The 21,169-nt window shown below is 62.9% G+C and carries 15 protein-coding genes; 10 read left to right on the top strand and 5 right to left on the bottom strand.

The genetic code is table 11. The features are described 5' to 3' along the window. Positions 1-136 precede the first annotated feature (136 nt). The 6 genes from ACOZ9V_RS01365 (at position 137) to ACOZ9V_RS01390 (ending at position 8,630) form a co-directional block, all read left to right on the top strand. Positions 137-2,224, top strand: a complete 2,088-nt coding sequence (locus ACOZ9V_RS01365) for a hydantoinase/oxoprolinase family protein (protein WP_434592968.1) — start codon at positions 137-139, stop codon at positions 2,222-2,224. A 12-nt stretch (positions 2,225-2,236) separates the two neighbouring features. Then, positions 2,237-4,030 carry a hydantoinase B/oxoprolinase family protein gene (locus tag ACOZ9V_RS01370; protein WP_434592971.1) on the top strand — a complete coding sequence of 598 codons (1,794 nt, stop codon included), beginning with the start codon at positions 2,237-2,239 and terminating at the stop codon, positions 4,028-4,030. Positions 4,031-4,055: 25 nt separating this feature from the next. Further along, entirely contained in the window at positions 4,056-5,447 is a 1,392-nt protein-coding gene (locus ACOZ9V_RS01375) for a purine-cytosine permease family protein (protein WP_434592973.1), read from the top strand. Beyond that, positions 5,444-6,718, top strand: a complete 1,275-nt coding sequence (locus ACOZ9V_RS01380) for an aspartate aminotransferase family protein (RefSeq protein ID WP_434592976.1) — start codon at positions 5,444-5,446, stop codon at positions 6,716-6,718. The genes ACOZ9V_RS01375 and ACOZ9V_RS01380 overlap by 4 nt, the downstream gene beginning before the upstream one ends. Beyond that, positions 6,711-7,751: a phosphotransferase gene (locus ACOZ9V_RS01385; protein WP_434592979.1), complete on the top strand. Its 1,041-nt coding sequence runs from the start codon at positions 6,711-6,713 to the stop codon at positions 7,749-7,751. Before ACOZ9V_RS01380 ends, ACOZ9V_RS01385 begins: the two co-directional genes overlap by 8 nt. Before the next feature lie 348 nt (positions 7,752-8,099). Beyond that, the gene (locus ACOZ9V_RS01390) at positions 8,100-8,630 is read left to right on the top strand and encodes a GNAT family N-acetyltransferase (RefSeq protein ID WP_434592982.1); all 531 of its coding nucleotides are present in this window, start codon (positions 8,100-8,102) and stop codon (positions 8,628-8,630) included. 85 nt (positions 8,631-8,715) lie between these two features. Here the strand turns inward: ACOZ9V_RS01390 and ACOZ9V_RS01395 are convergent, their stop codons facing one another. Next, a complete protein-coding gene (locus tag ACOZ9V_RS01395) occupies positions 8,716-9,138 on the bottom strand; it encodes a helix-turn-helix transcriptional regulator (protein ID WP_434592985.1) in 423 nt (140 codons plus the stop codon). A 1-nt stretch (position 9,139) separates the two neighbouring features. Then, on the bottom strand, positions 9,140-9,592 hold the full coding sequence (locus tag ACOZ9V_RS01400) for a hypothetical protein (protein ID WP_139906611.1): 453 nt from the start codon (positions 9,590-9,592) through the stop codon (positions 9,140-9,142). Between the two features lie 96 nt (positions 9,593-9,688). On the opposite strand from ACOZ9V_RS01400, the gene ACOZ9V_RS01405 reads away from it, so the two are divergent. Then, the gene (locus tag ACOZ9V_RS01405) at positions 9,689-10,408 is read left to right on the top strand and encodes a hypothetical protein (RefSeq protein WP_139906612.1); all 720 of its coding nucleotides are present in this window, start codon (positions 9,689-9,691) and stop codon (positions 10,406-10,408) included. Between the two features lie 188 nt (positions 10,409-10,596). Next, a complete protein-coding gene (locus ACOZ9V_RS01410) occupies positions 10,597-12,102 on the top strand; it encodes a PepSY-associated TM helix domain-containing protein (protein WP_181271419.1) in 1,506 nt (501 codons plus the stop codon). Between the two features lie 195 nt (positions 12,103-12,297). On the opposite strand, the gene ACOZ9V_RS01415 is transcribed toward ACOZ9V_RS01410, so the two are convergent. From ACOZ9V_RS01415 to ACOZ9V_RS01425, 3 genes are all read right to left on the bottom strand, one after another. Next, positions 12,298-13,218, bottom strand: coding sequence for a carbon-nitrogen hydrolase family protein (locus ACOZ9V_RS01415; RefSeq protein WP_181271418.1), 921 nt, complete (start codon positions 13,216-13,218; stop codon positions 12,298-12,300). A gap of 121 nt (positions 13,219-13,339) precedes the next feature. Next, entirely contained in the window at positions 13,340-15,313 is a 1,974-nt protein-coding gene (locus ACOZ9V_RS01420; RefSeq protein WP_434592990.1) for a hydantoinase B/oxoprolinase family protein, read from the bottom strand. A 10-nt stretch (positions 15,314-15,323) separates the two neighbouring features. Continuing rightward, on the bottom strand, positions 15,324-17,408 hold the full coding sequence (locus ACOZ9V_RS01425) for a hydantoinase/oxoprolinase family protein (protein WP_434592993.1): 2,085 nt from the start codon (positions 17,406-17,408) through the stop codon (positions 15,324-15,326). A gap of 224 nt (positions 17,409-17,632) precedes the next feature. Between ACOZ9V_RS01425 and ACOZ9V_RS01430 the strand changes: the two genes are divergently transcribed. Both ACOZ9V_RS01430 and ACOZ9V_RS01435 read left to right on the top strand, forming a co-directional pair. Then, positions 17,633-18,784, top strand: coding sequence for a PucR family transcriptional regulator (locus ACOZ9V_RS01430; protein ID WP_181271415.1), 1,152 nt, complete (start codon positions 17,633-17,635; stop codon positions 18,782-18,784). 9 nt (positions 18,785-18,793) lie between these two features. After that, positions 18,794-21,142: an MMPL family transporter gene (locus ACOZ9V_RS01435; protein ID WP_434592996.1), complete on the top strand. Its 2,349-nt coding sequence runs from the start codon at positions 18,794-18,796 to the stop codon at positions 21,140-21,142. Positions 21,143-21,169 lie beyond the last annotated feature (27 nt).

Genomic DNA, 21,169 nt, shown 5'->3' on the forward strand with positions numbered 1-21,169 from the left:
CCGGATCACTCTCATGGTACAAATTACTCATGACTACGTAGTCGTGGTTATCTGATTTCAATTGCTCTCAACTTGGGTGGTTGTGTCTGTCGGGTTTGACTACGTAGTCAATTTTCACCGATATGGGAGTACTTGTATGTATCAGATTTCCGTCGACACTGGTGGAACATTCACTGATGTTGTCGTAGCTACTGGTGACGGTCGTGTCTTGATGTCAAAGGCATTGACGACAAACGAGCGAGCATTCGATGCCATCGCCGAGGCGTTGGAGGATATCTCCGACTCGATCGGAGTTTCCACTTCCGAGCTGATAAGGGATTCCTCGCAACTGAATTACGGCACTACGAGGTCGACAAACCTGGTGGTCACGAGGAACACGGCTCGTACCGCATTATTGACGACCAAAGGCTTCCCGGACGTCCTGCTGTTTCGAGAAGGCGGCAAGCCCGACCCATTCAAGAAGATGGACTACGGGCAACCTTATGTCCCTCGATATCTGACGTTCGAAGTCGATGAGCGAATGACCAGCACTGGCGCGGTACACCGGCCCCTCGATGAAGACAGCGTGTTCGAGGCCCTTGACCAGTGTGCGCACGCCGAGGTGGAAGCTATCGCTGTGTCGTTGCTGTGGTCGGTGGCGAATCCGGCACACGAGCGACGGATCGCCGAGCTTATAGAATCCCGACTTCCGGGGGTCCCCTGGACGTTATCCCACGAGGTCAATCCGAGCGTGAGAGAGTACCGACGAGCATCCTCGGCGGTCATCGACGCATCGTTGAAGCCGTCGATGTCCCAGTTCTTCGTCGACCTCGATGAGGATCTCCGCGAAGCCGGATTCTTGGGCAGCCTGCTCATCTCGACGGCTTACGGCGGAGGCTGGGACGCTAATCGGATCTCCCAGCAACCGATATATTCGATCGGGTCGGGTCCATCCATGGCCCCGGTCGCTGCTATCCACGAGGCGAAGCTGGAGTCCGAGCGATCACTCGAAGAATCGACACTCTTGGTGACTGACATGGGTGGCACGACCTTCGACCTGTCATTGGTTCAGGGCGGCCGCGTGGCTCAGACTTCCGAAACCTGGCTGCGCGGCAAGTGGGTTGGAGACATTACGGGCACTCGATCGGTCGACATCGAGAGCATCGGTGCCGGCGGTGGGTCCATCGTCTGGATCGACGCCGGTGGACTGCTCAAGGTGGGTCCGCAAAGCGCTGGATCCGCCCCGGGCCCGGCGTGCTACGGACGCGGGGGAACACAACCGACGATCACCGACGCAGCGCTCATTCTCGGCTACCTCGATTCCTCGAACTTTGTCAGCGGGCGGCTCGAACTGCGCGCAGATCTGGCGGAGGACGCCTTCCGACCGATCGCGGACGCGCTCGGTCGCACAGTGGAGGAAGCTGCCTATGGGGCGATGCTCATCTCCGTCGACAACATCGTCACAGCCATCCGCGAGAAGACCGTCACGAACGGTATCGACCTGCGCGAGGTGACGCTGGTCGCCGGAGGCGGAGCATCGGGGCTTAACGTAGGACACATTGCGGCTTCCCTCGGACTGACTAACGTACTCGTCCCCAAAACCGCCGGGGCGATGAGCGCCTACGGTGCCCTGCATTCTCCCGCGAAGTCGGAATTCGAGACCGTGGCCTTCAGCTCGACGCGGGAGGAGGGTTTCTCCATCGATTCACGCATCGTGTCGAATCTGCTTGCAGACAGTGACACCTTCTTCGGGGGACTGCACCCTGCCACTCAGAAGGCGGCAGACCAGACCACAGAGTTCTACGCGATGGCGCGGTACCCAATGCAGGCATGGGAGCTCATGATCGAACTCGGTTCGGAGAACGCAGTTCGTGAACTCACGGCTTCTGCGATCGAAGAGGTCTTCCATCGCGAGCACGAGAGAGTCTTCGGCGTGCGTGAGGAGGATTCGGCTATCGAGATCCTCGCGCTGGGCGCTCGGGCAATCTCTGGAAAGCCGAAGGGCGACGGCAGTCGACGTTTTCCTGCAGGGGACGAGTGCGGAGATGACACGCGAAGGAGCAAGATGGCCTATTTTGCCAAAGAGGGCTGGCTCGACGTTCCCGTCTATCTGCCGCAGGACGTGACGACCCAGAGCGGCGTGGATGGGCCAGCGATCGTCCTCGAGCCGACGACGACAATAGTTGTCTACCCGGGGCAGTCCCTGAGATGCAGTGACTCGTCCAACTACCAGCTTACGTTGTGATCGGAGGACGCAATGACCAGTAACACCTATCAGACAGACGTCATCGACATGTCGGTGATCTCGAACCGATTCGATGGAATCGTACGCGAGATGGAAAATACCCTGCTTCGTGCGGGTCGGTCTGCAGTGCTCAATATGGCGCGCGACTTCTCTTGCAGCATCATCACTGGAGACAACCGACTTCTGGCCAGCGCCGAAGGACTGCCGGTCCACGTCATCGGCGGTGACGAACTCGGACGTGCCCTCAACAGATACCACCCGGGCGCGAAGGAAGGCGACGCCTACCTGCACAACGACCCATACGAAGGCAACACACACGCCGCGGACCACACTCTGATGGTGCCGGTGTTCGTCGACGGCGAGCACATGTTCACGACCTTGGCGAAGGCTCACCAGGCCGATATCGGAAACTCCAAACCGACCACGTATATGCCCTTTGCTGAGGACGTCTATGAGGAAGGTGCTCTCATCTTCACTGCTACAAAGGTGCAGGAAGACTATCGGGACATCGACGACATCATCCGAATGTGCAAGAAGAGGATTCGTGTGCCCAACCAATGGCACGGCGATTATCTGGCGATGGTGGGCGCCGCGCGCATCGGCGAGCGTGCTCTCAAGGAACTGTGCGACCAGTATGGGAGGGATGTCATCAAGACGTTCATCGATGACTGGTTCGACTACTCCGAGGAGCTGATGCGCGATGCAATCGGTCAGTTGGCACCCGGGCGTGTGACTGGCACGGGGCGCCACGACCCGGTCGGTGACCTAGCGCCGTCAGGTGTCGAACTCACGGTCACGATCGAAGCTGATCCGACTGCCGGCAAGGTCATCGTCGATCTGCGGGATAACATTGACTGCCTCCCCGGAGGAATCAACGAATCCGAGACATGTGCAATCAACAATGCAATGACGGGAATTCTCAACTGCCTCGACGGTGCGATCCCGCGCAACGCCGGTAGCTTTCGGTGCATCGAGGTCAAGATCAGAGACAACTGCATCGTCGGTCGCCCAACGTTTCCACACTCCACTTCGGTTGCGACGACCAATATCGGCGAACGGCTCGTAGCCACCACCCAGCGGCTAATCGCCGAAGGCTGGCCGGAACAGGGGATGGCCGAGGGCGCGTGCGGAATCGGAGCCGGATTCGCAGTGATCTCCGGCAAGGACACTCGAACGGGGGCCCAGAGCGACTATGTCAATCAAGTCTTCCTCGGCAGTCAGGGAGGAGCGGCCAGTCCTGGCTACGACGGCTGGATCACCTTCGGGAATTCGGTAACCAACGGACTGATGTTGCGCGACAGTGTCGAGGTCGATGAGCAGAAGTATCCGATTCTCGTCGACGAACTCAAGATTCGGCAGGATTCGGGCGGTGCCGGTCAATGGCGCGGCGCCCCGGGGGCCGTCCTCAGATACGGTCCCATTGCAGGAGAGATGACCGCTTATTACGTAACCGATGGCAAGGACAACCCGCCCCGAGGCGTCGCTGAAGGCCACAACGGAGCGGCATCGCAGCAGTACATCGTGTCATCGGCGGCTCCGGACCGGGAAGCCGTGACGATTGGGAGCGAGAGTCTCAGAGTCGGTGAGTACCTCGTTCACGAACTCAGCGGAGGCGGAGGGTACGGCTCTCCGCTCCGGCGCGAACCCGGGCTGGTTCGCACCGACGTGCTGTCCGGCCTAGTCTCACTGACCGCAGCACGCGACCTCTATGGCGTCGTCTTCACTGGAGAACGAGCCACGGGAACGCTGCAGGTCGACCAGGCCGCCACCGACGAGCTGAGGGCTGGCCTCCTCATCGAGGCCTGAGAAGTAGGGATGAAGGTGTCTGATCATGGAATCTGCTGACGCGAGAACCACGAAGAACCAAGAACGCAATGACTACGCCGATGAAAGGGTCCCTGTCGCCTTTCGCACTTGGTCGACCTCGTCGATCTTCGGCGTGATGTTCGGGGTGACGACCGCGATGATCTTCCTGTCCTGGGGAGGGGTCCTCGTCATGCAGTTCGGGACCGTCCCGTTGGTCATCGGTATGGTGATATCGACGTTGCTCATCGGAGGATGCGCCGTCGTCTTCTCCCTCAGGGCATCGAAGACGGGCCTCGGTGCCGAAATGCTGTCACGAAGCTCAGGGTTCGGGCATCTCGGCTCAATTCCTGTCGCACTGATCTTCGCTCTGGCAATGATCATGTACTTCGCGTTCGAAGGCGGAATCATGGTCAACGCTATCCACGCCTACTTCACGGCGATCCCCAAATGGGCGATCATCCTGATCTTCGCGGCACTCATCCTGCCATTGACGATCTACGGGATGAAAGCGATGAACATCATCATGTGGGTGACCCTGCCCGTCTACATCGTATTCATGATTGTGACTGTCGTCATCGCCCTCGGTCAGGGAGGATCCGGTGTCGAGTTTTGGTCGTTCGCACCCGACCATGTCGACACCTCGGCCGGCCCGCCTGTTCTGCAGATCTTGGCCGCGTCTCTCGGCTATGCCACTCAGGTCGCCCTATCAGCGGACACGGGCAGACTCATCGATCCGGCGAAGGCAGTACGCGGTTCTTTCCTCGTGGGTGGGCTCTCGCAGCTGCTCGTCTTCATGGTGTGCACCCTCCTCGGTGCTTGGCTGGCCCTGCAGTTTAAGGAGGCCGACCCAGGCATCTATCTCCCCGCCGTGATGGGGATCTGGGGCGTCCTCTTTGTCGTCGTCACACAGTTGCGGATCAATGTCGTCAACATCTACTCCTCGTCCATCTCCCTGACTACGATCGGTAAGCGGATCTCTAGCCGGGCACCGAACCGCAGCTTCTGGGTCGTCATCGCCATCGTCGTCGGCACCATCGCGATGCTCACCGATCTGTATGGGCGGATCACGTCGGTGATGGCGTTCGCAGCGATTTTCCTTCTCGCTTGGGTGATGACGGTGATTGCCGACCTGCTCATCGTGCGAAGGATCCTCAAGATAGTGCCCGAGGACGACTCTCCGTACCGGAAGGGGGAACTTCCCGAGTTCAATCCGGTCGGTCTAATTTCGGTGGGTATCGCCGTCGTGGTCGGGGTCCCACTCGGCCTCGGGGTGGCCGGGCCGTTCGGCGTCACTTTGGCTCCGTTCTTATCGGGTCTGCTGCCGTTGCTCGTGGTGCCCATTGCCGCAATGTTGACACGCGGCAGGTTCTATCGGAGGAGCGAAGTTAACGCGGAGAAGGAGACTCAGAGAAGTTGACGAAAGAATTCCTGGAACAGACCCGAGAGCGTGTTCTCGGCGGCACCTACCGGACCTTCTACTCATCACCGCTGGTCGTGGATTCGGCGTCAGGCTGCACAATCACTGACGTGGAAGGTACTGAGTATTTAGACGCGTATAACAACGTGCCCGTCATCGGACATTCATCCATCGAGATCGCTGAAGCGGTGAATCGACAGCTGCTACGGGCCAACACACATACGCGATACCTCGACCGGCCCGTCATTGACTACGCTGACCAGCTGGTCTCTGTCTTTCCCGACCGCCTGGAGTCGGTGGTATTCGCTTGCAGCGGTTCGGAGGCCAATGACCTGGCGCTGCGGGTCGCGGCACATGCAGTGGGGCGGGACGGGGTAATCGTGACTCGCCACGCTTACCACGGCACAACGCGGTCTGTTGCAGAGATCTCGCCCAGTCTGGTCGGGCTCAATGAGATCGGCGAGCACGTCGAAGCAATCGATGTTCCCGGATGGGACGAGCCGGACTTTGACGCCCAGTTCGCCGCAGCTGTTCGACAGAGTGGCACCCTCCTCGAACGACGTGGACACCCTTGTGGAGCGGTCGTTCTGGACTCGGCGTTGACGAGCGACGGAATCGTGCAACCGCGTTCATTGGTGACGACGGTCGAGGCCATTCACGAATTGGGTGCGATGTACATCGCTGATGAGGTGCAGTCCGGATTTGGTCGCACCGGATCAGCGTGGGGCTTCGAAAAGCTGCATGTCGTTCCTGACCTCGTCACCCTCGGCAAGCCGATGGCCAACGGCATGCCGATGTCTGCGGTGATTGGCCCCCGAGACGTCTTTGCGGCCTTCGGAGATTCTCAACGTTACTTCAACACATTCGCGGGGACAGCAGCGTCTGCTGCCGCCGCCGGGGTCGTCCTGTCTGCTCTTGAGTCCGGAGCGCTGACCGAACGCGCTAGGAACGGTGGAGCGAGACTAGCGGCTCAACTCGCAGAAATTATCGGTGGGAGCGAGGTACCGGCCCGAATTCGGCACAACGGTCTGATGCTCGGTGTCGATTTCCTTGATCGCAGTGACTCGAACTCTGCCCGACGCCGCGCTTCGCTCATCGTCGAGGAGCTTTACCGACAGCGCATTTTGGTGAGTACCACCGGTCCATGCGCCAATGTCGTCAAGATCCGGCCCCCGTTGACCATCTCGGACGAGGAGCTCGACAGCGTTGCCCGCGGGTTCGGCGTGGCGCTGCAGCAACTCGAAATCTCCGAAAGGAGCCACGGTGAGTGAGCGCCCAGTTCTTGACACCCTCGGCGTTCGCGGAGACGAGAACCGATTTCCGCCGACGGATCTGAGAAAGGTAATCCGGGCGGTGGAGCAGGTCTTCTCGGTCCGACCGCACAACCTTAAAATATACAAGGGAGAGTTCGACCGGAACGTCCGATTCGACGATCCTGATCGAGGGACCTGGCTGATTAAGGTGAGCACGGCGGACGTCGGAACGACGTCGATCCGATGGCAGGCGAGCCTGCTCGCTGCCGCCGAGGATGATAAGCGGATCCCTTTCCTGACTCCGAACCTCCTGTCGGGCACGGATGGGCGCACACACATCACAGTCGAGGGAGACGAAGGCACTTATATCGCTCGGGTCGTCCGCTGGATTGACGGTTCGCTCATGTCCGACGGGACCTTCTCCGGACTGGATCTGCCCTATTCGCTGGGAGCGGCTTCGGCTCATCTGACGCGTGCGCTCGGAGGGCTTGCCGAGCCGGTGGGAATCACCGGTCATCGCTGGCTGATCCAGCGTGGACCGGAGGTGGTGGACGAATCATTGAGGGGGCTGCCCGACGACAGTCGAACTCACGTCGTCGCCGGGATCTCACGACGTTTCGGCGCGACTGTTCTCCCCCTGCTCGACGCCCTGCCGTGGTCGATCATCCATCACGACCTCCATGACGGCAATGTCATCGTCGACGCTGCCGGGAAGTCAGTTGCTGGCGTCATCGACTTCAACGACGCCGCATTCGCCCCCAGGGTCGCCGACCTGGCAATCGCGGGAGCCTACGCCATGTTGCGGCAGGCTGAGCCCGAACGGGTCTTTCGCGCTGTCGTCGAAGGATACCGGTCGGTTCTCGAGCTGTCGCCGGCCGAGCTCGACATCGTCGGTGAGATGGCGCTCATGCGCCTATGTATGAATTGGGCTCAATGGCAGTCACGGGCTCAGGCGGCAGAGGACAACGAGTACGCCCTGAGCCGGTCTCGACACACCTGGCCGCTGATCGAACATCTCGCCCAGGTGGGGCCTCCGGTAGTGAGTTATTGAAAATTCCATTGCCTTCGTTAGCGAATCTACGGGGAGGTCGCCAGCGTTTTCGGGGAAGGGGCGTATCGCTGGCGGAGATCGTTAAAGTGATCTTTAGCAGGCTTATCTCAGGTAGGAGTACCTTCCCTAAAGTCTGCCCTCAAGCTGGGTGCCCACCGCCGTAGTAGTCGTAAAATTGAAATGCCCGGAGCACTCGAAATTGCTGGCTAGGACTGTTTCTCAAAGCACCCCCGCCGAGGTGGCCGCGATCTCCGGACTCGAGCGCGGTCGCATGAAGGACCGGGATCCGCTCACTCACGAGGAGATGTGAGGCGGCGCAGCGGCGGGTGAAGCCGATCGCGAGGACACGTGGAATTTCGAAGGACCACGCGGGGTGACTTTCCGCTGCTCGCGCGGTGGCTCGGGTCGTCTCACGTCGCCCGATTCTGGAACCACGAGACCACCCCGGAGGCGATCGAACGAGACTTCGGCGGCAGCATCGATGGCACCGAACCGTCATTCGACTTCATCGTCGAGGACGCCGGGGTGCCGGTCGGGTTCATCCAACGCAGTGCGATCTGGGATTATGCGGACGAGCAGCGGGAACTCATCGAGTTGGCTGACGCCCCTCGGGATGCGCTGACGATCGACTATTTCATCGGCGAAGTCGATGCGATGGGCAAGGGGCTCGGCACACGGATGATCCGGGAGTTCACCGAACTCTGCTTCGCTGACTGCCCGACTGCCTCGGCGATCATCGTGCCCGTGATCGCGGGGAATCCTGCGTCGTGGAGGGCTCTCGAGGCTGCTGGATATGAACGGTTCGCCGCGGGGCACATCCAGCCCGACAACCCGATCGACGACGGGTGGCACGTCATCTATCGCCGGGATCGGCCTTGAACGCTTGACCGTCTAGGTTCGAGGTGCAGTCTCCGTTGGTTCATACCCCGGTGCTTTCATCGTAGAGACCGAGCGCCCGGTACTGTCATCTCTCTTCCGGCACCTCGACGAGGTGGCCCCGGATTCCTGCGAGGTAGCTCGCGCCCAGCGGGGTGAGGGACAGCATCTTGCGTTTCGCGCCGGTCCGCGGCGCATCGACCGCCGTGCTCTGCAGGAACCCGGAATCCTGCAGGCGTTTGATCGTTCGGTAGAGGCCGCGTTCGGTGATCTGCCATCCCGTGGCTGCGGTGACCGCCTCGGCGATGGTGGAGATCTCGGCCGGCTGATGTGTCGCGACGAGGGAGAGCGTGATCGGGGTGAGCATCGACTTCTTGTACGTCTCGACCCAGGACTCGACGCGGTGGTCGAGCCACTCCCGCTCTTCCGGGGTGACTGCGGCCGGGCTGCCATTCGCCGTAGTCGTGATGTCGATTGCCTCGTTCGTGGTGTCGCGAGACTGTGCCGCCACCTCAGTCCTCCCAGCCGCGGCCGAGGACTGAGCCGAGGAGGTGGACCAGCAGTCCGAGACCCCACAGGGCGCTCATCACGAGCGTGGCCCCGAACCAAGAGCTCTCGAGAAGGGTGTGGGTCGCGTCTCCGGCGCCGTCGACTTCGAAGCCGAGGAACATCACCCGGAGGATCGCGTGCAGATTGAAGGAGGTGGTGACGGTGACGAAGGCAATGGCATGGGCGATGATCACGCCGAAGCGGACACGTTTGAGCGCGGTCAGGTTCCGCCACAGCCACACCGCGATTCCGATGGCGACGAGTGCTGTGAGTCCACCGGCGAGGATCGTGACCTCGCCGCCGGTGGCAGCGACGACGATCTGCACGATGGTCATGGCGATGATGAGACCGAGCGTGTATGGGAGCAAAAGGGTTCGGGCGTTGGCGGGCGATGACGTCTGCGGAGCTGTAGTCATGTTGGTACTGTACCTATGGTTCACTGCCTGGCGCAAGGGTCGATCCCGCACGATCATTCGGGTGGGTTCCACCTGTGTGACAATGGCACTGTGAGGATGAGAGTCAGGCACCGGCGCGCTCTGCGCGGCACTCTCGCCGCAGCGTTCGCGACCTTTGTCGCGCTGACGTCGCACATCCTCGGCGGTGGATCGTTTCCGACTGCGATGGGCGTCATCGTGCCGCTGGCGCTGTCGACCCTCGTCTGCGTTCTCTTGGCCGGGCGCCAAATGTCGCTGCCTCGGCTGACGGTCTCTGTCGGAATCAGCCAGACCCTCTTTCACCTCCTCTTCTCCCTCTTCACTCCGCACGGTTCCGCATCGCCGAACACGATGGCGCGCTCCGACAACGGACTCGCCGCGCTCCTCGGCTCGCACTCTCACCACTCGCCGGCGCATGGAGCCCATCACGCGTCGATGCACTCGACGCCCGGCGGCGCGATGCAAATGGCCCATGACTCCACGGTCATGCCTGCCATGGACGGTTCAGTGGGCGCAGTAGCCCAGATGCATTCGCACTCGTCACCGGGGATGCTGCTGGCCCACTGCGTTGCCGGGATCGTGACGATCGCGATGATCTATTGGGCCGAGCGACTTCCGGTCATGCTCGGCGAGTTCGCCCGCCTCATCATCCGAGCGGTCATCCCGCGCCTCGTCCTCCTGCGGGCGCAGATCGAGAAGCCGCGGTCACTGATCGGCTTCGAACCCGAACTGCCGCGCAGCCTCGGAGTGTGCCGATCCCCGGTGCTGCGGCGAGGGCCACCCCAGCCTGCTTTCTGACACTCATCACATCCGCGCATCGGCTCCCGTGAGCCGGTGCGATCACTGCTGACCCCATCCGGTCGTCGGCCGCGACTGCGTGTCGTGCGCAACCACTGCCGACCGCAACTGCCCGTCGAGCGCATCTGCTCGTCGAGGGCATCGGGCCGACCCGATCCGGCTCAGCGCACCTGAGAGAAAGCATTATCATGACCACACCTTCATCAACCGTGCCCGAAAGCTCGGGCCCGGAACCGACCCGCCACCGTAACCGCCCCGACCGCCCCGACCGTCCTATTCCGTGGCTCGGTCCGCTCCTGCGCCGTCTCCACTTCTACGCGGGCATCCTCATCGGTCCGTTCATCCTCATCGCCGCGCTCACCGGGGCGGCCTACGCGATCAGCCCGACGCTCGAGAAGCTGGTCTATGCCGACCAGCTCAGCGTCCCCGCCACCGACGACCCTCTGCCACTGGCGGACCAGATCGACGCCGCGAACACTGTCATCGCAGGCAGCGATTCGACGCTGTCCGCCGTGCGGCCGGCCCCCGAGCCGGGCGATACCACGCGAGTGATGTATTCCGATCCCAGCCTCGGCGAGAGCGAATCCCGGGCGATCTTCGTCGATCCCGCCACCGCTGAGGTGGTCGGAGACCTCACCGTCTACGGAACCTCGGGTGCCCTGCCGCTGCGGACGTGGATCGATCAGATGCACCGGAGCCTCCACCTCGGCGACGTCGGACGGATCTACAGCGAACTCGCCGCCTCATGGCTGGGAATCGTCGCCGCCGCGGGTCTCGTCCTCTGGATCCTCCGCGCTCGCAAAACGAAGAAGCCCGCCGCGATGCTGCGACCGAACCGGAAGCACAAGGGGCTGAGACGCACGTTCTCCTGGCATGCCTCGGTGGGTATTTGGGCGGCGATCGGGATGCTGTTCCTCTCGGCCACCGGGATCACCTGGTCGCAGCTGGGCGGGGACAACGTGACGAAGCTGCGTGCCGCGCTGAGTTGGGAGACTCCGGCGGTGTCGACGGAACTCGGCGGTCAGAACGATGCGGAAGACGCAGCCGGTGCAGCGAGCGCCGGTGCGCATGCGCACCATGGAACCTCCGCCGAGGCGGCCGACTCTGCCGCTGCTCGTTCCGCCATCGACCCGGCCGACTTCGACATGATGTTGGCCATGGCTCGTGGGGTCGGCATCGACTCCGAGTCCGTCGAGATCCTGCCGCCCGAGGAAGACGGATCCGCATGGGTGGTGCAGGAGATTCAGCGCAGCTGGCCCACTCAGGTCGACACGGTCGCCTTCGACCCCGAGACGATGAAAGCCGTCGACCGGGTCGACTTCTCCGATTACGGTGTGGCGGCCAAGCTCGCCCGCTGGGGTGTCGACCTGCACATGGGCACACTGTTCGGCTTGGCCAACCAGATCGTGCTCGTTGCACTCGCTATCGCCATCGCGTCGATGGTGATCTGGGGATATGTCATGTGGTGGCAGCGTCGGCCGAAGCGCGGTCCGGCGAGACGGTTCGGGCGCGCACCCGCGCGCGGTGTGCTCAATGGGGCTCCGTGGTGGGGTGTGGCTGCGGTCGGTGCTGCCGCAATCGTGATCGGTGTGTTCCTGCCGCTTGTTGGTATCAGCCTCGTCGGGTTCGTCGTCATCGACGTTCTGCTCGGGCTGAGGGAGCGGCGTCGCCAGCGGCAGTCCATGAGGATCTAACGCTCACAGCACCGGCCGATAAGCGGAGGTACCGCAACAGGTACATGCCGTCATCACATTAAGTGCAATCCGCCATCACTTCTAGGACAGGTCATCAGGACGCGAACCGATGACCTGTCCTAGAAGTGATGCGACCGGATGCATTGGCCGGCAAGGACGAAGTCGAGCGGCCTTCGCGATCGGCCGCCCGCCGCTTCACTCAAACGTCACGGAGCTCTTCGCGCGAGTGTCGACTCGCAGCTCAAAAACGTCCGGCCGGGAGTAGTGGCCCACCGGGTCGAAATCGAGGTGCGAACGGGTCTTGGCGCCGAGGTCGATGTCGGCGTAGAGGATCGTCTCCTCGTCATAGACCGGTCCCGCCAGCACCTCGCCGGTGGGTGCGACGATGACGCTGCCGCCGCGGATCGCGGTCTCGCCGTAGGGGAGTTCCTCGTCGAAGGGGTGGTCGTCGGGGAACTCGCTCTTCGTGATGAACTGGCATGCCGAGAGCACGTGAGTGCGGCCCTCCAAGGCGATATGCGTCATCGTCGCCGTCCAGGTCGGACGGTCGTCGACCGTCGGCGCGCAGTAGACGGAGACGCCCTTGGCGTACATCGCCTGGCGCAGCAGTGGCATGTAGTTCTCCCAGCAGATGACGCTGCCCACTCGGCCGAAAGGTGTGTCCATCGTGTCGAGAGTCGACCCGTCTCCGAATCCCCAGATGACACGCTCGGTGCCGGTGGGCATGAGCTTCCGGTGTGCGCCGACGATCCCGAGTTTCGGGTCGATCATCACTGCTGTGCAATAGAGGGTGTTGCCGGACCGTTCGATGATGCCGATGACGACGAAGGCACCGACCTCGCGGGCCGCCTCGGCGAGCTTGGTGATTTCCGGTCCATCGACGGTGACTGCTCCGTCGAAGTACCGTTCGAATTGCGCCCGGCCCTGCCCGGTGCGCATTCCCACGGGAGCACCGAACGTGCTGCCCTTCGGGTAGCCGCCGATGAACGCTTCGGGGAACACGACGAGCCCGGCCCCCTGGCCGGCGGCCTCCCGCAGCCGGGCGATCGCCTTGTCGGTCGACGCTTCGGCATCGAATGGAACGGACCCTGCCTGGACTATTGCCACTGTGTTCATGATGCTCGACCCTCTTTTCTCTGTGGATTCTCCTGCTATCACTCTCGAACGCGAGGTGATTCAGGTCAAACAATCGGGGCGTTCGCCTCGAATGGACGAGCGCCCCGATTGATTCGAGTCATCAGCTCCAGTGCGAAGCAGACCGAGTCCGCATACTGTCGCGGAACTGTCCCGTTGACTTCTCCAACAACTCTCCGGTGCCCCAATCGAGCACGACGCCGTATTGGCGGATGACGTCGTGGACGGTGATCTCACCATCGCGGTAACGGCGGGCCACCTCGGCGGGGTCGGCTTCCAGCCAGGACGCACGTTCGGAGCGGATCCGTTCCCGCTCCGTCGCTGTCGCGGTCTCATCGATCTCGTACTCATCGAGCTCGGCATCGATCTCACGGATGACGACGCCGTAGTCTTTCGCCGCCCGGTCGATGGAGACATAGCCGTCGATGACGTCCTCGAGCACCTCGACAGTCGGCCGATCCAGCGGGTCACCGAAGCCACCACCTCCGGCGCTTGGTCGTTCGAACGTGTCACCGGGGCTGATGGCTACATTCGAGAACGTGGCACCCAAGTAGCGCGGGTTCTCTGACGAAGGATTGAGCCAGACTCCGTGTGGGATCGACGGCAGTCCGCCATTGATGCCCCACGTCGTCGACCGCCCGCGGTCGCAGCAGTAGCTCATCACCGCACCGGTCGCATCTGTGAGGATGCCGCCTTTATTCACTCCACATCCTCCGCGGAATCTGCCCGGCCCGCCGGAGTCGATGTTGATCGAGTGCTGAGTCGTGATTACCGGAGTCAAGCGCTCCTGTCCCTCGACCGGCTGCACGGCGAGTCCGGTGCCGAATACCGGTGAGGTCGCGGATGAACCGTCCTTCGTCGACCGGCCGCCCCAACCGCCAGCCATCCAGTCGTACCACATGAAGTACGGGCTCGATTCGGTCCTGGCATCATGACCGCCGACGAGCAGATACTCGAGGTTGAATGCACACGCCATCGCGCGTTCGGGCATGATGTGGGACCACAGTTCGAAGATCGCGTTCATGACCTTCTCGTACGGGCCCGAACAGAACCCGGTCACTGCATGCGGCCAGCCGGCGTTGACGACGGTTCCCTCTTCGCCGATCTCTGCGGTCACCGCCTGGTAGAACCCGGAGTTGAGCGGAACCTCGGGGAAGAACGTCTTCGTGCCCGCGTAGATCGCAGAGAAGGTCGTCCCGTAGCCGGAATTGAGGAACGTTGAGACCGCCTCGGCGGATCCCGTGAGGTCGTAGTGGATACCTGTCCCATCGAGCGTGAGCTTCACCCGGATCGGAGCCAGCCCCTCGCCCTTAGCCGGATCGCCGTCGAGGAAGTCGACCGTCTCCCACTCGCCGTTCGGCAGATCGCCGAGGCTGGCGAGCACGGTGCGGCAGACATAGTCCTGCGTCTCCTGCATCGCATCGAGGACCGTGTCCTTCGAATATTTGTCGACGAGGCGGAGCACTTCGCGTTCGCATACAGCTGTGGCCTCGGCTTGGGCGTTGAGATCGCCGAGGGCCTGATCGGGAGCACGCGTATTCGACACGAGCAGCTGAGCTACATCGTGGAGGAACCGGCCCTTGTGCCAGACCCGAAGCGGGGTGATGCGCAGACCCTCACCGAAGTGCTCACTGGCAGAGACATCGAACGAGCCCGGGACGGACCCACCGATATCGGCCCAGTGGCCTTTGTTCTGCGCGAAGCCGATGATCTCGTCATCAGCGAAGATCGGACGAATGAAGCTGACGTCGTTGAAGTGGGTACCGCCTCGATAGGGGTCGTTGATGAGGAAGACGTCACCTGGGTTGATGTCGTCGCCGAACTCCTCCATAACGGCCTTGCACTGGAAATGCAGGGTGCCGACGTGGACGGCGATGTCTGCACTTCCTTGCATGACAGTGTTGCCGTCGCGGTCACAAAGTGCCGACGAGAAGTCGCGTGAATAGATGACGAACGAATAGCAGGTCCGCAGGATCTGTTCGCTCATGAGGTCGACGCTGGTTGCGAAAGCGTTCTTGAGTACTTCGAAAGTCACCGGGTCGAGCGTGGACGTCGACTGTTCCGTTGCTGTGGTCATGGGTCTCTCCTCACAGGCCGTTCTGTGTTGTATTGTTCGCAGCTGACAGCGCAGGCTCTGTTGTCTCTGCCGTCAGTGCGATGCGGATGTTGAACCACTCATCGATCACTGCGGACGAGTTCGGCGGGATGACGGTGGTCGAGTCGATCTGGTTGAGGATCGCCGGTCCGATGAACGCAGCACCCGAGGGCAAGTTCTCCCGCTGGTAGACCGGCGTCGAATGCCACTGTCCGTCGAAGTAGACGTCGCGGACCTCGAGCGGCTCACCGGGATCTTTGCTGCTGACAGGGGTCGGTTTGAAGGTCGGCTTCGGTGTCTTCCCAAGTGCCTTGAGGTGGAGTTGGTAGATCTCGACCGGGGTGTCGTCCTGCCGGAACGCGTACTGTTTCTCGTGTTCCTCGTGGAATAGTTGGACGGCCTCGCGCAGCGCGTTCGGGCCGGAGCCCATCTTCACCTGCAGCGACCGCCATTGGCCGTGGTAACGCATCGAGATACCACGTTCGAAGACCGAGTCTTCCTCGGCGACTTTCTCATGCCGCAGTCGATCACGACCTTCGAGTTCGAGTTCGCGGAAGTGCTGTTCGACCGTTTCTCCGTCTGCGGAGTCCGCGACGCCGGTGAACATCTGCGACAGGTCGTGCTGGATGTCGACGAGGAGGCACCCCAGCGCCGAGGTGACTCCCGGGCTGGGCGGGACGATTACAGTGGGGATGTTGAGTTCGCGAGCGACGTCCGCCCCGTGCAGTGCACCGGCACCGCCGAAGGCGATGAGTGCGAAGTCCCGGGGGTCGAGCCCGCGACGGATGGACACGAGGCGGACCGCATCTGCCATGTTCGCGTTGGCCACCTGGGCGATGGATTCGGCCGCGGAGTCGACATCGAGGCCGAGCGGATCGGCGATCTTCTCCTTGATCGCTGCCCGTGCGCTCTCACGGTCCAGCGTCATCTCACCGTCGGCGAGGTCGGTGCCCAGACGATTGAGGGCGAGGTTCGCATCGGTGTTCGTCGGCTGGTCGCCGCCGCGGCGATAGCAGACCGGACCGGGAGCGGCACCGGCCGACTGCGGCCCGTTGCGCAGGGAGCCGGCGATGTCGATGTGAGCCAAAGAGCCGCCGCCGGCGCCGATGGTGAGTACTTCGATGCTCGGGAAGACGATGGGGTGGCCGTATTCGACTTCCCATTCGTTCGTCTCCCGCAGTTCGCCGTCGGCGATGAGTGAGATGTCCGTCGAAGTGCCGCCCATGTCGAGTCCGACGGCATTGGCATGACCGCACTGCTCGGCCACGTGTTGAGCGGCGATCGCGCCGGCGGCGATTCCTGAGGCCGCGAGTCGCACCGGGAACCGCTTGACCATCTCCGAGGTCATCGATCCACCGCCCGAATGGAGGAGAAGGAGTTCTCCGGCATAGCCGTCCTCGGTGAGGTTGGAGTCGAGCTGTTCGACGTAGCCGGATACCAACGGACCAAGAACGGCATTGGCGACAGTCGTGTTGAACCGGTTGTGTTCGAAGATCTCCGGCAGCACCTCGGCCGAGGTGGAGATGCTGGCTCCGGGAAGCTCCTCTGAGAGGATCTCGCGCATCCGGATCTCGTTCGCGGCGTTTGCATAGGAGTTGACGAAGCAGACGGCCACGGTGTCGGCACCGCGCTTCTTAAGCAGGCGGCCGAGCTTCCTGGCCTCGTCTTCGTCGAGCTCGGTGACGATGTTGCCCGCGTAGTCGACGCGTTCGGTGACCTCGAAGCGGTCACGGCGACGAATATAGGGGCCGGATACATCGGAATAGGCGTCCCACAGATCGTCCTTCGTGCCATCGCGGATCTCAATGACATCGCGGAAACCCTTGGTCGTCACCATCGCTGATTTGGGAAATCTGCGAGTGATGAGCGCGTTGGTGGCAACAGTCGTGCCATGTGAGAAGAGCTCGACCTGGCTGAGGTCGATGTTCGCCCGCTTCACTCCGTTGAGGACAGCTTCCATGGGGTTGTCCGGGGTGGACGGGACTTTCGTCACCCGCATCGTCTGGGTGGATTCGTCGAATACACAGATGTCGGTGAATGTTCCGCCGACGTCAACTGCGACGCGTAGATCTGCCACGGTCATCTCCTTTGATTGTGGTTTCCCTCATAGCCTGGCCTTCGATGATCGGGCCGGTCAATGGAGCAGACGAAGGAAAAGACGGCTAGATTTGTAAGAATCACAAAGGCGTGCCGACGGCGCGGAATGATGCAGCAGGCGAGTGGGAGCAGAGGTGAAATCCGATGGATTCGAGCCGAGACGCCCTAGCGCGAGAGCGGATCTTCGATGAACTTTTGAGCGCGATGAATTCTGCAGATCCGCTTGAATCGGCGCTCTCCCGGGTAGCGCGGATGAGTCGGGGCGCAGGTCTCGTCATCAACGAACTCGGCGAAGTCGTCAGGTCCGTCGGTTCCGCCCCGGTCCACCTCATCGCCCGGTGGACTCAGGAGGAGGTCCTCGGTCCGGCGACACCAGCGGGCTGGGCCGAGTCGACGTCCGGTGCGATCGGCCGCTGGAAGGTGCACGCTCGGACAGTGCGACTACGCAGTCGCGCCCATGTCATCGTCGTCGCCGTCCACGCCGATGACGAAGAGGCCGGTACTGCCGGCAGCGAGCGCAGAAGTGGAACTGGGGAGGGCAGAGCTGGCAGCGGCACGGGCACCACCCACCCTTCCGCCGAGGTGATCCTCGATGTTCTGTCCAAACTTCTGCGCGCCTTCGAGGGATTCGAGTCCTTTTCGATGAGCAATCGACGGGAGGAATCGTCGCGGGTTCTGCGCGACTTGGAGGCCGGTGTCTCTCCCGGTCGCGAACCGGCGCTCTGGCGGGTCCTCGAGACCTTCGGCTTTGCAGCCTACGAGCCGATTCGCGCCCTGCGCCTCCGCATCGACGCCTCCGACTCGGGGCATGGGAAACCGACCCCGAACCCGGGGCGCGGTCTGGTCATAAAGGATTCCGGGCACGTCAGTTCGATGGTCGAACGGACCGCGCTGTGTACAGCAGACTTCGATATCGAGGGTAGCCTCGACGATTTCGGCCTCATCGGAGTCGGGGTCTCCGGACTCTTCACGGCACTCAGTCAGGTACCGGAGATGCTGCAGACGGCGGACGTGGCGCTTGCCTCGGCGGGGGAGTCGAGGTTCGCTTTCGTCGATCGCATGCGCCCGATCGAATGGGCGGCGGCCCGCATGAGTTCACGATTCGACCGCCGCCTCGTCGCTGCTTTCCTCAACCCGATAATCGCCAAGCCCGAATCTTCCACCACACTGCGCACCTACGTGGAAAGCGGCGGCAACATTTCTGAGGCTGCAGGTCGGCTGCATGTGCACGAGAACACTGTTCGTTACCGAATCGGGCAGATCGAGAAGGTATTGGGCGCACGCCTCACCGATCCACGGACGGCCGCAGAAATCGTCCTCGCACTGCAATGTCTCGATTCCGCCGAACACGCGTAGCCTGAGACCATGCCCCGTCACCTCCTGACCTCGACGCCGCCGAACCCCGACCCTCGCCGAGGGGGTCCCGCCGGTGACGACGTAAACGGCGCCGACACAGCTGCCGCGCCCAAACAGCACCCCAAGGGTCCCGTCCGCGGCCGTGGGGCACTGCTCGCACTCTTCGCCGTCCTCCTCGTCGCCTGGGTCGGCATCTCCGGTGTCGGAGGTCCGTACTTCGGCAAGATCTCCGAGGTCGCCACGAACGACCGCTCATCGTTCCTCCCCGAATCCGCGGAGTCCACTCGCGCCCAGGACCAGATCGAGAAATTCAGCGACCTCGATTACGTTCCCGCCATCGTCGTGCTCGAGAACAGCGACGGAGTCACCGACGACGACCGGTCCCGGCTCGATGAATTGACGAAGACGCTCGAAGACGACGACCTGCTGGCCGCCGACCCCTCACCGGCCATCCCGTCCGATGACGGCGAGGCCCTCCAGCTCATCCTCCCGGTCTCCTCGACGACCACCTCCGACGACGTCGAATCCATCAGAGACGCGGTCGGGAAGGTCTTCCCGACCGCGACTGCCGCCGACATGACACCGGATCAGGCCGCGGAAGCCCCGACCACCTCGGCGGACGTCCACGTCACCGGTCCGGCAGGATTCTCCGCTGACCTCTCCGAAGCCTTCGCCGGCATCGACGGCATCCTCCTGCTCGTCGCGCTCATCGCCGTCTTCGTCATCCTCATCATCGTCTACCGGTCCCCGCTGCTGCCCGTCATCGTCCTGTTCACCTCGGTTGCCGCGCTCGCCGCCTCGATCTTCATCGTCTGGCATCTCGCCGACGCCGGAATCCTCCTGATCAACGGGCAGGTCCAAGGAATCCTCTTCATCCTCGTCGTCGGCGCCACCACGGACTACTCCCTCCTCGTCGTCGCCCGGTTCCGCGACGCGCTTCTCCACGAACCCGACCGAGTCAGAGCCGGATTGAGCGCCCTCAAGGGAGTGCTCGAACCGATCGCGGCCTCCGGCGGAACCGTCATCGCCGGGCTCCTCGTCCTCCTGCTCACCGACCTCGCCTCGACCAGGGCGCTCGGGCCGGTCGCGGCGATCGGCATCGTCGTGGCGATGTTCGCGGCACTGACCTTCCTGCCCGCCGCGCTGATGATCATCGGCCGCGCCGTGTTCTGGCCCTTCCTTCCGCGCCCCCAGGCCGAGACGGCCAAGCCCAAGCGCGGGATCTGGGCCCGAATCGCCGAGGCGGTCGCGCGGCATCCGCGCCGCATCTGGGTCACGCTCGTCATCCTCCTCGCCATCCCGCTGCTCGCCCTCTCGCAGTTCAAGGCCGAGGGAGTCCCGCAGTCCGACTTCGTGCTCGGCGACTCCGAGGCCCGCGACGGCCAGGACATCCTCGCTGAGCATTTCCCCGGCGGCTCCGGATCGCCGGCGCAGATCGTCGTGGCGGAAGACGAACTCAGCGATGCGGCACAGGCGATCGGCCGCCTCGGCGAGGTCGAGTCGATGACCGTCGTCGCCAACGATTCCCCGAGCGGGACGCTGTCCATCGGCACGGACGGGGAGATCGACCCACCGCGCGGAATGCCGAGCGGGGCCGGGCCGGACGCGTCCGGTCAGTCGGGCGGGTCCGGTCAGCCGGAGACGCCGGCCCCCACCGAGGTCGACGGCAACGTCCTGTTGGAAGCGACGCTGAAGTCGGTCGCGGATTCGGACGAAGCCGAAACCGCGGTGACCGAGATCCGCGAGGCTGTGCACGACATCGACCGGGAGGCCCTCGTCGGCGGGGAATCCGCGGTCGACCTCGACACGAACACCACCGCCGAGGCGGACCGGGCCTTGGCGATCCCGCTCATCCTCGTCGTGGTCACGATCGTGCTCATCCTGCTGCTGCGGTCCCTGCTGGCACCGCTGCTGCTCGTGGCGCTGACCGTCCTGTCCTTCGGCACCGCGCTGGGAGTCTCCGCTCTCGTGTTCAACGACGTCATCGGGTTCTCCGGAGCAGACCCCTCGGTGCCGCTCTACGCGTTCGTCTTCCTCGTCGCGCTCGGCATCGACTACAACATCTTCCTCATGTCCAGGGTACGGGAGGAGTCACTGCATTTGGGAACCCGTGCGGGCGTGCTCAAGGGACTCGTCTCCACGGGCGGGGTGATCACTTCGGCGGGAGTCGTGCTGGCCGCGACCTTCGCCGCGCTCGCCGTCATCCCTGTGATGTTCCTCTTCCAGCTCGCCTTCATCGTCACCTTCGGCGTCATCCTCGACGCGATCCTTGTGCGGTCGCTCGTCGTGCCGGCGCTCGTCCACGACATCGGGCGCAGCGTGTGGTGGCCGTGGCGGAAGCGGATTCCCCGGGATTGAAGCGCGGATGTCCCCGGACTGGGCGGG

The organism is Brevibacterium sp. 1718, assembly GCF_051131255.1.
Classification (GTDB): domain Bacteria; phylum Actinomycetota; class Actinomycetes; order Actinomycetales; family Brevibacteriaceae; genus Brevibacterium; species Brevibacterium sediminis.